General features: G+C 55.4%; 13 protein-coding genes. 1 reads left to right on the top strand and 12 read right to left on the bottom strand.

From position 1 onward, the window contains the following. Nucleotides 1-93 precede the first annotated feature (93 nt). The gene (gene serA / locus ACFPQ4_RS20020) at nucleotides 94-1,686 is read left to right on the top strand and encodes a phosphoglycerate dehydrogenase (protein ID WP_378113676.1); all 1,593 of its coding nucleotides are present in this window, start codon (nucleotides 94-96) and stop codon (nucleotides 1,684-1,686) included. 83 nt (nucleotides 1,687-1,769) lie between these two features. Here the strand turns inward: serA and ACFPQ4_RS20015 are convergent, their stop codons facing one another. The 12 genes from ACFPQ4_RS20015 to ACFPQ4_RS19960 form a co-directional block, all read right to left on the bottom strand. After that, nucleotides 1,770-2,999 carry an MFS transporter gene (locus ACFPQ4_RS20015; RefSeq protein WP_378113675.1) on the bottom strand — a complete coding sequence of 410 codons (1,230 nt, stop codon included), beginning with the start codon at nucleotides 2,997-2,999 and terminating at the stop codon, nucleotides 1,770-1,772. 13 nt (nucleotides 3,000-3,012) lie between these two features. Next, entirely contained in the window at nucleotides 3,013-4,464 is a 1,452-nt protein-coding gene (locus tag ACFPQ4_RS20010; protein WP_378113673.1) for a HAMP domain-containing sensor histidine kinase, read from the bottom strand. A 3-nt stretch (nucleotides 4,465-4,467) separates the two neighbouring features. Next, nucleotides 4,468-5,181 carry a response regulator transcription factor gene (locus tag ACFPQ4_RS20005; RefSeq protein WP_378113672.1) on the bottom strand — a complete coding sequence of 238 codons (714 nt, stop codon included), beginning with the start codon at nucleotides 5,179-5,181 and terminating at the stop codon, nucleotides 4,468-4,470. Nucleotides 5,182-5,203: 22 nt separating this feature from the next. Continuing rightward, nucleotides 5,204-6,463, bottom strand: a complete 1,260-nt coding sequence (gene ccsA, locus ACFPQ4_RS20000; protein ID WP_378113671.1) for a cytochrome c biogenesis protein CcsA — start codon at nucleotides 6,461-6,463, stop codon at nucleotides 5,204-5,206. After that, nucleotides 6,460-8,172 (bottom strand): cytochrome c biogenesis protein ResB, encoded by a 1,713-nt coding sequence (gene resB, locus ACFPQ4_RS19995; RefSeq protein ID WP_378113670.1) that lies wholly within the window; start codon nucleotides 8,170-8,172, stop codon nucleotides 6,460-6,462. Before resB ends, ccsA begins: the two co-directional genes overlap by 4 nt. A gap of 41 nt (nucleotides 8,173-8,213) precedes the next feature. Beyond that, on the bottom strand, nucleotides 8,214-8,744 hold the full coding sequence (locus ACFPQ4_RS19990; protein WP_378113669.1) for a redoxin domain-containing protein: 531 nt from the start codon (nucleotides 8,742-8,744) through the stop codon (nucleotides 8,214-8,216). 111 nt (nucleotides 8,745-8,855) lie between these two features. After that, nucleotides 8,856-9,608: a pseudouridine synthase gene (locus ACFPQ4_RS19985; RefSeq protein WP_378113668.1), complete on the bottom strand. Its 753-nt coding sequence runs from the start codon at nucleotides 9,606-9,608 to the stop codon at nucleotides 8,856-8,858. A gap of 21 nt (nucleotides 9,609-9,629) precedes the next feature. After that, nucleotides 9,630-10,169 carry a spore maturation protein gene (locus ACFPQ4_RS19980; protein WP_378113667.1) on the bottom strand — a complete coding sequence of 180 codons (540 nt, stop codon included), beginning with the start codon at nucleotides 10,167-10,169 and terminating at the stop codon, nucleotides 9,630-9,632. A gap of 4 nt (nucleotides 10,170-10,173) precedes the next feature. Continuing rightward, nucleotides 10,174-10,845 (bottom strand): nucleoside recognition domain-containing protein, encoded by a 672-nt coding sequence (locus ACFPQ4_RS19975; RefSeq protein ID WP_378113666.1) that lies wholly within the window; start codon nucleotides 10,843-10,845, stop codon nucleotides 10,174-10,176. A gap of 1 nt (nucleotide 10,846) precedes the next feature. Beyond that, nucleotides 10,847-11,980 (bottom strand): D-alanyl-D-alanine carboxypeptidase family protein, encoded by a 1,134-nt coding sequence (locus ACFPQ4_RS19970; protein ID WP_378113665.1) that lies wholly within the window; start codon nucleotides 11,978-11,980, stop codon nucleotides 10,847-10,849. A gap of 151 nt (nucleotides 11,981-12,131) precedes the next feature. After that, a complete protein-coding gene (ytfJ, locus tag ACFPQ4_RS19965; RefSeq protein ID WP_378113664.1) occupies nucleotides 12,132-12,629 on the bottom strand; it encodes a GerW family sporulation protein in 498 nt (165 codons plus the stop codon). Nucleotides 12,630-12,757: 128 nt separating this feature from the next. Next, entirely contained in the window at nucleotides 12,758-13,444 is a 687-nt protein-coding gene (locus ACFPQ4_RS19960) for a DUF2953 domain-containing protein (RefSeq protein WP_378113663.1), read from the bottom strand. Between the last annotated feature and the right edge of the window lie 57 nt (nucleotides 13,445-13,501).

Here is a 13,501-nt window from a genome sequence, read left to right as displayed (position 1 = left end):
GACCTAAGCGGAGTCACCCTGGACGCACCGTTAGACCGCTTATTGCGGACGCGGAGGTCGAGGGTGTTTTCTATATTCGAAGGAGGGTTCCACATGTTTAAAGTATTGGTATCGGATCCGATTAGCGATTTAGGGATTTCCTTGCTCGTAGAAGCATCCGACATCTCCATCGACAAGAAAGTCGGCCTTAGCGAGGACGAGCTCGTTGCCATTATCGGCGAGTACGATGCGCTTCTCGTTCGCAGCCAGACTCGCGTTACCGAGCGGATCATGTCCGCCGGCAAGCAACTGAAAGTAATCGGACGCGCAGGCGTAGGCGTCGACAACATCGACCTCGATGCGGCGACCAAACGCGGCATTATCGTCATTAACGCGCCGGACGGCAACACGATCACGACTTGCGAGCATACGTTTGCCATGATGATGGCCCTTGCCCGTCATATTCCGCAAGCTTACATGAAAACGGTCGGCGGCGTATGGGATCGCAAATCGTTCGTCGGCGTCGAGCTTCGTAACAAAGTGCTTGGCGTGCTCGGCATGGGTCGGATCGGCAGCGAAGTCGCCGCCCGCGCTAAAGCTTTCGGCATGGAAGTATACGGCTATGATCCATTCCTTACTCAAGAACGTGCGGACAAACTGGGCGTTCGCCTGGCTTCCGTAGAAGACGTCGTACGCGATGCGGACTTCATTACGGTTCATACTCCGTTGACGCCAGAAACGCGCCATATGCTAGGCAAAGATCAATTTTCTCGCATTAAACCCGGCGTACGCATCGTAAACTGCGCGCGCGGCGGCATTATCGACGAGCAAGCGCTCGTGGAAGCGATCGATTCGGGACGCGTTGCCGGCGCTGCCTTCGACGTATTCGAAGAAGAACCGCCTGCGCCTGAGCATCCTTTCCTGAAGCATCCTAAAATTATCGTAACGCCTCACCTCGGCGCCTCGACGATCGAAGCGCAAGAGAACGTCGCGATCGACGTATCCGAACAGCTCCTTCACATCCTGCGCGGAGAAGCGTTCAAAAACGCGGTCAACATGCCGCCGGTGCCCGCTGACGTCCTTGCCAAGCTTGAGCCTTACTTCTCCCTCGGCAAGAAGCTCGGTAGCTTCGCGGTACAGATGGCGAACGGTCCCGTCAAGGAAATCGCGGTAACGTATGCCGGCGACTTGGCCGACGTCGATACGCAGCCTCTGACCCGTCACATCGTGGAAGGCGTGCTTGGCTTCCACCTCGGCTCGGATCAAGTGAACGTCGTTAACGCGATGCACCAAGCGAAGACGCGCGGCGTCAACATCGTCGTCACGAAATCCCAAGCCTCCAAAGGCTTTACGAACCAAGTAAGCGTAACGATTCGCACGGACAAAGAAGAACGCCTAGTCGCAGGAACGCTGCTTAACGGCTTCGGACCGCGCATTACGCAGATCGACCGTTTCCCAGTCGACGTGGAGCCGCAAGGCCATGTGGTGCTCGTCTCCCACCACGACAAACCGGGTATCATCGGCCGCGTAGGCACGCTGCTCGGCAACAACGACGTCAACATCGCGACGATGCAAGTCGGACGCAGCATCGTAGGCGGCGCGGCGATCATGGTGCTCGGCGTCGACAAAGGCGTTCCGAAGGAAGTGCTTGAGCAATTGACAAGCCTGCCGGACCTGAACAAAGCGAAGGTTATTCATTTGTTCTAATCGCTTGAGCGTATATTAAGAAAAGGTGCTGTCTCTATGACAGCACCTTTTTTGTATGGAAATGAGACCCTATATTAAGGCGACTACACTTTATTTTTTACAAGTAACGATATGCCGAGCTGGGTCGTAGCCAGTATAACGAGAATGATCGGCAACGCGGTCGATTCGACGTTAGCCGCGAACAGCACCTGCATCAATATCGAGATCACCCGTCCCGCATTGAGGAAAAACTCCCGCACGACGACCGATTCGATGCGGAACGATCCGCGAAGCGGCAACCCGTCCATGAGCCGGTAATAATAGGAGGTTAACGTGTTGATGATGAGCGGGGCTAGGAACGAGTATACGACCATGAATACGATGACCGTCCATAACCGTATGTCGATCAACAGAACGAGCGTTGCGAAAAATATGAGTAGCGAGGAGACGAACAAGTCTCTCCGCACGTTGGGCTGCCCTTTCCGTCTAGCGATATACAGACCCGTTAATATCGTCAGCAACGCGAACAATACCGATAAATATCCGACCTGATCCTCCCTGCCGACCGTCTGGAACATAAGAATGTTCGGCAAGAACAACATCATCCCCTGGAATAACCCGAGTACGAAGAAGCTGCACAAGGACATCATCCATAAACGGTTACGCTTCATCATCAGTCCCGAGAACTTCAGGAAAAACGTCCTGTGATGAGACTCGATGCGCGGGATTCTGAAGCTCATCAGAGACGCTAGCGCGAATAGGCACGACGCGGTCGCGAACGTAATGATATACCCTCGCAAACCATCGAACAAGCTGATCAGGAAGCCCGCGAGCGCCGGTCCGGCTAAGCCGGCCGAGTTGAATACGATCATGTTGATACCGAGATATTTGGAGCGGTTACGCACGTCGGTGACGTCATATTGGAGGACAAGGTACCCTACCCAATAGAGCCCGAGAGCAAGCCCGTTAAACAGTCCGAAAATCGGGTAATAGGCGACGACCTTCTCCTGTGCGATTATAACGACCAGATAAAAGAGCGCGATAAGCGCGATCCCTAGCCGATACGTAACCATCCGGTCCTGCTTTTTGGCGATCCATCCGCCGATCGCGAAGGCGAACGGCGTAATGCCGTAGACGATAATATTAAAGATCCCGTTAATAACGAGATCTTCGGTAAGACGCCATAAATATAAGTTCAAGAACAGTCCGGACATCGAAGCTCCGAACTGAAAGCATCCGTGAATGAATAGCGCGACGTACGCCTGCTTGGACATCCGTTCGTCCGGCGACCCGTTCGCTGCTGCAAATCGGGGCCATTGAAGCCATCTTCTCATCGGAGTTCCCCCATTAACGGCGCGTCGACTTTGCTGCTTTCTTGCGATTGACGACTACCGGCAAAACGATGGTGAAAGTAGTTCCTTCGCCTTCGATGCTTTCGGCGCGAATTTTGCCGTTATGCGCTTCGACCAAGTTTTTAACGATCGCAAGCCCCAGTCCGGTGCCTCCGTTCGATTCCCGTTTGCGCGCTTTGTCCGCTTTGTAGAACCGATCGAATATATAAGGCAAGTCTTGACGCGGGATGCCCTGTCCTTCATCGGCGATCTTAATCTCTATGAGATCGCCTTTCGTTCCTTCGATTCGCTGGGCGGACAACGCGATTCCCGCGCCCGCCGGCGTATGACGAAGCGCGTTGTCGAGCAAGTTCGTCAGCACCTGCTCCAGCCGGTCTCCGTCGGCAGCCTCCAGCACGAGCGCCGGATCTTCCACCGAGCGGCTGAGCGCGATGTGTCTTTCCTTGGCTAATGCCGAGAATTTGCGATACACCCTGCCCATGAGCGCGTTAACGTCCAAGTGCTGATAATTCATCTCAAGATGGCCGGCTTCCATTCTCGCCAAGTCGAGCAAATCTTTCACTAGCCGCCCCATGCGCAGCGATTCGTCGTGAATGACTTGAACGAGCTCGCGCCGTTCCTCCGGCGATGCCACGATATCGTCCAAGAGCGCCTCGCTGTAACCTTGCACCATCGACAGCGGCGTGCGGATCTCGTGCGAGACGTTGGCAACGAAATCTTTGCGCATTTTATCGACTCGGAATTCTTCCGTAACGTCACGGAGAACGGCTACGGCGCCGCGTACCGCGTCATCCGATGCCAGCGGCGTCATTACGACCGACCAAACGTCGCTTTTCACGTGTACCTTGACGGTGAGTTCTTTGACACCCGAAGTGACGTTGCGGAACGTCTCCCTTAGCGGACCCGGTACGGCCGCGAACGGCACGCTCTCGTCTTCGTCGGACCACTCGACCGAATTCCAATCGTCGAGCAAATGCTGGCCTTGCGGATTCGTCAGTATCGCGCAACCAGCCGCATCGAACGTGATGACCGCGTCGGTCATGCTTTTCAGTACGCTGCTCAGATGGTCCCGCTCATGCTGGATGTCGCGGATCAGCGTCTGCAGCTCCGTGGCCATCTGATTAAACGAAGTCGCTAGATCGCCGATCTCGTCCGATGAACGGATCGCGACCCGCGTCGTATAATCGCCTTTCGTAACGCGGTTAGCCGCGTCCTTCATCTCGCGCAGCGGCTGCGTAATCTTCGTCAGCAGGAAGAACGCGAAGAACGTAGTCAGCAAGAAGCCCATTAGACCCGCGTAAGTAAACAATCGCTTAATTTTCACCGGGTCAGTAAACGTTAAATCGATATATTCAAGCAAGAAAAGTCCTAGCGTTACGATAACGACGGCAACTAACCCGATGATCGTCAGCCATAGCTTGCCGACGACCGTTCTCCAAATCGCCATCGCTTATTTCGCAGCCTCGAGCTTATAACCAACGCCCCACACGGTCGTAATCATCGATGCAGCTTCTGCGGATACGCGATTAAGCTTCTCGCGGAGCCGTTTCACGTGCGTGTCCACGGTGCGCAAATCGCCGAAGAAGTCGTAATTCCAGACGTCCTTCAACAACTCTTCGCGGGAAAACACTTTATCCGGGGAACTCGCCAAGTAATGAAGCAACTCGTATTCCTTCGGCGTCAGGTTGACTTCCTGTCCGCTGGCCGTTACGCGATGCGCGTCGTGCTCGATGACAAGGTGCGGGAAAACGATGTTGTTGCTCGTATTCGTTTCCTTGGATAAGAACGCGGTCGCCGAGGAACGGCGCAAAATCGCTTTGATGCGGAAAATGACTTCGCGCGGGCTGAACGGCTTAACGACGTAATCGTCGGCGCCGACCTCGAACCCTTGCACGCGGTTGATCTCCTCGCCTTTCGCGGTGAGTATGAGCACCGGCGTCGCTTTTTGCTGACGCAGTCTCGTGCATACTTCCACACCGTCGATGCCTGGCAGCATGAGATCCAGCACGATCAGATCGAAGTCCTCGCCCAAAGCCATGCGAAGCGCGGATTCTCCGTCTTCCGCTTCTTCGATTTCATAGCCTTCTTTTTCCAAGTACATCCGCAGTAGCCGACGAATGCGCTCCTCGTCGTCTACTACCAAGATCCGGTTGCCCATGCTCATATGCGAACTCTCCTCTAGTAGTTTATACGCCGGCGTAGGAATGCAAGCCGGCAATGACAAGATTAACGCCGATCAACGTAAACATAACGACTAGGAAGCCGATTACGGCGAGCCAAGCGGAACGCGTGCCTTGCCAGCCGCGGGACAAGCGAAGATGCAGGTAGGCGCTGTAGAACAACCAAGTAACGAGAGCCCATACTTCCTTCGGATCCCATCCCCAGAAGCGCGACCACGCGATTTGCGCCCAGATCATGGCGAAGATGAGCGCGCCGAGCGTGAACACCGGGAAGCCGATCGCGATCGCGCGATAGCTGATCTCTTCCAGATCGTCGGCGTCGATATCCGTCAGATGAGGCTTAATGACGGCGATGAGAGGCTTTCTAGCCAGAAGCCTTAGCAATCCGTAGAGGACAAGCCCGGATATGATGGACCAGATTACCGTATTAAGCTTGCGTCCCGCGTTCACGCCCGTCATCCAAGACGGCGCTTCGAACAACGGCTTGTCCATGCCGAGGAACGGTTGGAACGTCACGATGTCGCTATTATAAGGGCTAACGATCGGCGGTAAGCTGTACACGACTTCGTTGATGTCGGAGTTGACGGTGCCGTCTTCCGCGATCTCGACAGTTTCTTGCGAGAATTTAGCGTCGTAACCGGCGCCGCGGAAACTGAACACCGATATTAGGAAGCCGATTATAACTATAATGACGATTAAAGAGAACTCGGTCCACCATCTTGCGCGGCGTCCAGCTTTGTCGGTGCGTTCCAGATCTACGACGCGGATAAGCTGCATTAGAGCCGCCGCGAAGCCGACCGCGAAGAACGCTTCGCCCGTAGCGGCAGTCGTTACGTGAATGCGAAGCCAAATCGAATTCAGCGCCGGATTGAGCGGCTGTACTTCGGAAGGAAATACGGAGGCGTACGCGACGATAATGATAATGATAGGCAGCGTGAACGCGCCGAGCAAAGGATTGCGGTAAATAAGAAAGACGATGATAAAGGCGAACATGACGGCCATGGCGAGGAACGTCATGAATTCGTACATGTTACTCGTCGGAATATGGCCTTCGCCCTTCCAACGCGTGAAGAAGAACGTCAAATGCAAGACCCATGCCAGAATGGCGGCCGCGAAGCCGATTTTGCTCCACCGCGCGACGTGCGCTTGCGGATCGCGGTTGCTCCAGCGCTTGCCCGCTACCGCGATGGCGTAGCTGATGAACGCGGCGCAATAGAGAAAGAATGCCGCAGTGAACGCTTCACTGCTGAAATCTAGCCAATTCAACGTAAATTCCTCCTGTTATCAAGCGACTTCGGCGGCACTTCGATACCTGTCCGACCGAGCGCGTAAGCGACATCGGCTCTTAATCCGTAACTATTTTTGTTCGTATGCGCCCCAAGCGACAGTTGACCGTCATCGATGCGCAGCCATACTCTGCGATGCTGCCAGTAGAAGCCCATAATAAGGCCGATCATGGAGATTATGGCTCCGATCCCGATATAAGGGATCGCCTTGTCTTTGCGTATGTTCAAATACGTCGTATATTCGGAGAACTTTACATTTACCATTTTACCACCGGACTGCGTCTTTTCAACTTTGAACGCGAATTTGCCCGAGCTTTGGCCGTTTTTGACGTAATACTCGTTCAGCAACGCTTCGTACCCTTTACTCTGTTCGCTAGGCATCGGGAAGTAAATGTACGTTTCGCCGTCCGCTTGAAGGTCCGGACCAGTTACCCGGAAGGCGAATGCCGGATTGTTAGGATCCCGCGTCTTCGTCATCGGGCGGCTCTCCGCATCCAAGCCGAAGTCCGGATAGTAGTCGTTCAGACGAAGCGTGTACGGCCCGACTTCATACGTCCGCGCGGGATCGTCCGCCTTCAGCTCGAAGGTGCCGATCGCTTGGCCCGTCTTGGAATCCGTTAAAGTCACGTTCACCGAGATGAATCGCACGCGCTTCAGGTAGCTGTTCTGATAGATTTTCAAATCTCCGTACGACAGTGGGCTGTTCACGTGAATCGGATGCTGCTTGACTTGCTTAAGCACCGGCTCCCGCGTCGGATCGTCGCAGGCGTCGACGCACTCGTACATCGTCGCTTTCGTCTCGAACAGCTTCGGAACGGCCTTGCCCTTCTGGTTGGAGGCCAGTTCGCTGTCATCGTACAGCTCCAACGTAAAGTCGTCGTTTTTCAAGTAATAGTTCGTATTCGGAATTTGGCGCGTCTCCCCCTCGTAAAGGGCGAGATATTGGTCCATATGCCAAGCCGGAATGCTTCGTCCGAGCACCGCCAGTAAAAACAAAATCAGACCGATATGGTTGATATAAGGTCCCCAGCGGCTGAACCGATTCTTCTCCGCGAGCATCGCGGTGTCGTCCTTCCAGACGCGATAGCCTCTGCGCTTCATCTGCTTGCTGAACGCCTCGACCCACTCGGCCCCGTTCCCGTCAACGGTTCCGTTATAGGTAACTTGCTGACGCTTAATGAATTGCAAATGCTTGCGAACTTGCTGCTTGGCGAGCGCGCGGTAAAGCGGAAGCACGCGGTCCAAGCTGCAGATGACCAGCGATGCGCCGATCATGACAAGCAGCGTGTGGAACCACCACGACTCGTATGTATGCGATAACCCGAGCGCATGATAGATAACGCCCGCCGTTCCGTACGTTTCCTTGTAATAAGCGGCGAACTCCGACTCTTCGGTCATATTGATGAACGTGCTTTCCTGTTGAAAAATCGTACCGAGAGCAGCGCCGACCAAAGTTAGTAGAATGAGATAAACGGCGATTTTGACCGAGGAGAAGAAATTCCAAATCCGGTCGATGAAGTGCGGATTTTGCTTCTGGGAACGACGAGCGACGCCGTCATATCTCATTTCCAGCGGCGTGCCCGACGCATCGTCGACGTCTTCCATCTGCGGCTTGCCGCACGATTCGCACAATACGGTGCCGATGGGATTTTGATGTCCGCATTCGCATTTGGTGTTCTCTATTAACATTAGTGCCTCCATGGTGCTTCATTCTAGCTTCGCTTGTTCGATTACTTCGTTTCCATAAGACGCATGATACGCGCCTCGATATCTTCTTCGGCAAGCGGTCCGCCGACGACGACGTCTTGGATCGTGCCGTCCGCCGCGATAAAGAACGTCGTCGGGTACTGCTTCAAGCCGAACGCCCGCTCCGTCTTCTTGTCGTTGTCTAGCAAAATCGGGAACTGCGCGCCGACTTCGCTGGCGAATCGTTCGACGGTAATGCCGTCTTCGCTCAAATTAATGCCGACCAGCTCGAGCCCTTGGTCGTGCCACTTCTCGTACTCCTTCTGCAGCGCCGGCATCTCGTCGCGGCACGGCGGGCAAAACGTGCCCCAGAAGTTCAAAATTACGGGTTTGCCTTCGTATTCCTTCCAGTCGTGCGCGACGTTGTTAAGATCCGCAAGCTTAAAGCCCGGGGTCTTGTCCCCTTTCGCGAGCACCGCGCTCGACGTGAACAACGAATTGCCGATCGCGTATCCGCCGACCAGCAGCACGAAAGCCAGTATTAAGTATTGCACGAGTTTACGATGTCGTCCCATTGCCGCCTTAGTCACCACCTGAAATCCATTATTCTCATTATAACGAAAATACCGGCGTCAAGGGCAGGTGCCCTCTCCTCCGGTTTTGAACATTGTGTGACGCCGTATAGACTAGCTCTCTTTGCTATCTTCCTTAGGCACGCTTTCTTCGGCGGCTTCGTGCAGCTTGCGAAGCTCTTCCGCCGAAAGCTTGCGATGCTTGCCCCGTTGCAGGTTATTAAGAAACAAGCCGCCGAACGAAATCCGCTTCAACCGGATGACCGGATGATGAATCGCATCGAACATTCTTCTGACTTGACGGTTGCGGCCTTCGCGTATCGTGATGGAGATGGTCGCGAACTTGCCGTCCGGATCGATATCGTGATATTCGACGTCGGCCGGCGCGGTCATGCCGTCTTCGAGCTTGATGCCGCGTTGCAGCTTCTCCAAAGCGTTGCCGTGCGGTACCCGCTCGACGGTCGCATGGTACGTCTTCGCTACGTGATGGCTAGGATGCATCAGCTTGTGCGCCAAGTCTCCGTCGTTCGTAAGCAGCAACAACCCTTCGGTGTCGTAATCGAGACGGCCGACAGGATATAAGCGTTCTTTGATTTCTTTCAAATAGTCGGTTACGACGCTCCGCCCTTTGTCGTCGGACACGCTCGTAATTACGCCTTTCGGCTTATTGAACATAATATAAATTTTGCTCTCTTGCTTAATCGGCTTCCCTGCCACCTTAATAACGTCCACGGCGGGGTCGGCTTTAACGCCAAGCTCTTTCACGATTTCCCCGTTCACCGTTACTTTGCCGGCGGTTATAAGCTCTTCGCATTTGCGCCTGGACGCGACGCCTGCGTTCGCGAGTATCTTCTGTAATCTTTCCACGGTCGTTCACCTCATCCTCCATCATACCAATCCGAACAGCAACCAGCAAGCCGCGACTGCGGCAAAAAAGCCGATGAAGTCCGAGATGAGGCCGACCTTGAGCGCATAACGCGAATTCCGGATGCCTATGGCGCCGAAATAAACGGTGAGCACGTATAGCGTCGTGTCGGTGCTGCCCTGGATGGTGGAGGCGATACGGGCAACGAAGGAGTCCGGCCCTTGCTCCTTGATGAGGTCGGTGACGTAAGCGAGCGAACCTGCGCCCGTGATCGGGCGAAGCAGCGCTAACGGCAGCACGTCGGCAGGAACGCCGACCCGCTCCAGCAACGGGCGAAACAAGCCTAAGATGGCGTCCATCGCGCCGGATGCGCGAAACATGCTAATTGCAGTCATCATGCCGACGAGATGCGGGATAATGCCGATGGCCGTCTGAAAACCGTCCTTCGCCCCGTCGATGAACGATTCGTAGACGGGGATTTTCTTAAAGGAAGCGTATAAAGGGATGAAAGCGATAAGTACGGGAATCGTCCATGTAGATAGAAGTTGTATGATGGCTAGCAAGGCTTCATCCTCCTCCCGGCGGGGCTAACGGCCGAGTCGACGAAGAGCTTGGAGGCTTGGGGGCGGGGAGGCTGGGGCTCTGCGTAATTCTCGGGGGCTTGCCCGCTTTACGGCGATACCAGCGGTCGACTACTATGGCCGCTCCCGTCGAGATCATGGTAGCCAGCAGCGTCGGAGCGACGATGTCGGCGGGGTGAAGCGACCCAAAATTCATCCGAATCGCGATGATCGTCGTCGGCACGAGCGTTATGCTTGCGGTGTTCAAAGCAAGCAGCGTGCACATCGCGGGCGTGGCGATCGTGGGGGTCGGGTTCAGCGTCTGCAGCTCCTGCATCGCCTTGATGCCCATTGGCGTCGCCGCATTGCCTAGACCGAGCAGATTGGCGCTCATGTTCGATAAAATATAGCCCATCGCCGGATGGTCCGGCGGTACGTCGGGGAATAGCTTCCGAACGATCGGCGCCAGCAGTCTCGCCAGCTTCCGGACGAGGCCGGCGTCTTCGGCGACGCGCATGAGCCCCATCCAGAACACGAGAATGCTAATTAACCCCAAGCAGACGGTTACGCCTGTCTGCGCGCCGCCGAAAGCGGCCTCCGCGACTTGCTCCATCTTGCCGTTGATCGCTCCGAACAGGACGCTGACGACGATCATGCCCATCCAGATCCAATTCACCATCCTATCCCGCCCCCTTATCCGCTTCCGTCATGGAAGCTTTACCGAGCGGTTTGTCGTGCGCGATGACCGACACGCTCCCGATCGGCGAACCGTTCAAATAATAGTTAACCCATCCGCGATAGCCTAAAGAATAAGCCGCGGTCCGTTGCTCTTGCGGCTTGAATTCGGCCGTTAATTGCTCGCGTTCGCCTTCCGCGAGCGGATATTGAAAGCCCGTTGCCAGCTTGTTTGCGACTCCGGCTACGGGTACCGCGTCACCTTCGGCTGCTATTTGCGCCAGCGGATAATGCGTAAAACCGTAATCGAGAAGCTTGCGATGATCCGACCAGTCGTCCCCGTCGTTCAGCGTGACGACGACGAGTTGTTGGCCGCCGCGGGTCGCGGAGCTGACGAGCGTGCGGAGCGCTTTTTTCGTATAACCGGTTTTGACGCCGTCTGCGCCTTCGTACATCGTCAGCATTTTGTTTTTGTTTACCCATTTATAGTCCCACGGATCGTTCGGATTCGGAGCGGTTTTTACGCGAGTGCTGACGATCGCCCGAAAATCCGGGTTATGAAGCGCATAAGCCGCTAGACGCGCCATGTCGTTAGCGGACGCATAATGGCCGGGCTCGTCCAAGCCGCTCGGGTTCATGAAGTGGCTGTTCGGCATACCGATCTCCTCGGCTTTCTTGTTCATCAAAAACGCGAAGCCTCCTACGGAGCCCCCGACGTGCTCGGCGATCGCGGTGGCCGCATCGTTGCCGGACCGAAGCATTAGCCCGTAGACGAGATTGCGCAGCTTCATCTTCTCGCCGGCCTTTAAGTAAATGGAGGAACCTTCCTTGCCAGCCGCGCGGACGCTTACCTTCACTTCTTCTTCCAGATTGCCGTGCTCGATAGCGACGATCGCGGTCATGATCTTCGTCAGGCTGGCGATCAACATCGGATCGTCGCCCTGCTTACTATAGATGATTCGTCCGGATGCCACATCGATCAGTGCTGCGCCCTTGGCATGGTTTCCCGGAGGTTCGGGCAAGTCGGCGGCTGCCGCGGGCAAAGCTGGCAGTAACCAAGCAGAGGCGATTAAAGAGACGAGGAGAACGGCTGCGATTGTATGGCGGCGTGCGCGGTGCGCTCTTGATGTGACGTGCATGGATAGCCTCCTTGAAAGGTCTCCTAACAATTTATGTAGGCGTGTCCCAAAGTATGTAGCGGAGTTACAACGAACGGCGTACGTCCGTCCGATCACTGAGGAGAAACCGGCCGCAACTAAAAAAACCCGGCCAGCGGCCGGGCATAGCGCGTTACATCAGCTTGCCAGAATGGTTTGATTTGGAGAGCAACGCAGCGTCGGCTTCGTTCGTATCGGCATCCTGCGGCGCGCCGCTGCGCTGGAAGACGCTCTTCAGCTTGTCCACCCATCCCGGAGCGGATTCGATCAGACGCTCTAGGATATGGGTCTGATTATCGAGCGGAACGACTTTGACGCCTTGCGTGCCTACGACCAGGAATGCGATCGGCGTTATCGATACGCCGCCGCCGCTGCCGCCGCCGAACGGTAGCTGGACGGACGCGTTATGGTCGTCGTTTTTGGAGTCCGCCTTCGCGTGGTTCTCGTCCATCGCTTGGAATTCGCTGCCGCCGGCCGCGAAGCCGAAGCCGACTTTGGAAATCGGCAATATCACGCTACCATCCGGAGTCTGGACAGGTTCACCAACAATGGTATTTACATCCACCATATCCTTAATATTCTCCATGGCGGTTTGCATGAGGCCGTTAATCGGGTGCTGCTGCTGGGTCATTGAACTTCCTCCTTCCAAGATCGATCCCGCCGCAAGGGAAACGTGTAACCGCGGTCGTCATCGTGTACCTAATTTGCCCTTGGGAGCAGGGAGATTATGCGCCAAGCGCGGCAACCGCCGCCGCTTGATTACGCTCGTTCCGGCGGAGCCAACGTGCTTCGCCATGCGCGAAGCGCCTTTCCGTAATGCAGCGTGCGCGTGCCGAGCCGGATTATCGACCAACAAGCGGCGAAAGCCCGAATTTGAAAGTCCGCCTCCCACACGGCAGAAAATTCGGTTGCCGAATAGTTCGGCTCGATGCGGCTTTGCGGCTTCGTTGCCAGTCTTATGAACTGCCCGGCGACACCTGAGGCGCAGCCGGCCACCGCCCAGAGTAAGCCCGTTAGTACGGCTGTCTGCGCAGCGTCGCCCGTGCCTACGCGAAAGTCGAGCCGCCAGCGCGTGCACTCCACTTTTTTCATCGTTGTCCGCAGCCATTTCGTGAACTTGCGGGTAGACAGTTGGATAGCCCGATAGGAGCGCCAGTATCGCCGCATCGTCCCGATTCCAAGCTTTCGTTTGTTTTTCTTCTCTTCGCGGATCGTCGCGATGCCCCCGACTTTTCGCTCGCGATAGATGATGTTCAAGCCGCTAATGACGATGGACGGCAGTACGAACTGATAATGGAAAAGTCCGTATAATGCCTGCACGATTACGACCAATTGATCCAATCTACCGCTGCGGGAATATCGGACGCGAATACGAATACGGGACGCCAGCGCGACGATTAGCGCGATCGCGATAACGCCAATTACGACCCAAAGCCAAAAGGCCATCCCACCCCCGCCTTTCCTAGGGGTAGTATGACCTTTTGGGAACGCATCATGCAATTG

The organism is Cohnella yongneupensis (assembly GCF_042655785.1).
GTDB lineage: Bacteria > Bacillota > Bacilli > Paenibacillales > Paenibacillaceae > Cohnella > Cohnella yongneupensis.
The sequence above is the reverse complement of the archived record's forward strand: the minus strand, read 5'-3'. Positions and strand labels throughout refer to the sequence as shown.

Coding starts and splice junctions, on each gene's coding strand:
- serA (WP_378113676.1), top strand. CDS start 94: ATGTTTAAAGTATTGGTATCGGATCCGATTAGCGATTTAGGGATTTCC.
- ytfJ (WP_378113664.1), bottom strand. CDS start 12,629: ATGACCCAGCAGCAGCACCCGATTAACGGCCTCATGCAAACCGCCATG.
- ACFPQ4_RS19960 (WP_378113663.1), bottom strand. CDS start 13,444: ATGGCCTTTTGGCTTTGGGTCGTAATTGGCGTTATCGCGATCGCGCTA.
- ACFPQ4_RS20015 (WP_378113675.1), bottom strand. CDS start 2,999: ATGAGAAGATGGCTTCAATGGCCCCGATTTGCAGCAGCGAACGGGTCG.
- ACFPQ4_RS20010 (WP_378113673.1), bottom strand. CDS start 4,464: ATGGCGATTTGGAGAACGGTCGTCGGCAAGCTATGGCTGACGATCATC.
- ACFPQ4_RS19970 (WP_378113665.1), bottom strand. CDS start 11,980: ATGCACGTCACATCAAGAGCGCACCGCGCACGCCGCCATACAATCGCA.
- resB (WP_378113670.1), bottom strand. CDS start 8,172: ATGTTAATAGAGAACACCAAATGCGAATGCGGACATCAAAATCCCATC.
- ACFPQ4_RS19975 (WP_378113666.1), bottom strand. CDS start 10,845: ATGGTGAATTGGATCTGGATGGGCATGATCGTCGTCAGCGTCCTGTTC.
- ACFPQ4_RS20005 (WP_378113672.1), bottom strand. CDS start 5,181: ATGAGCATGGGCAACCGGATCTTGGTAGTAGACGACGAGGAGCGCATT.
- ACFPQ4_RS19990 (WP_378113669.1), bottom strand. CDS start 8,744: ATGGGACGACATCGTAAACTCGTGCAATACTTAATACTGGCTTTCGTG.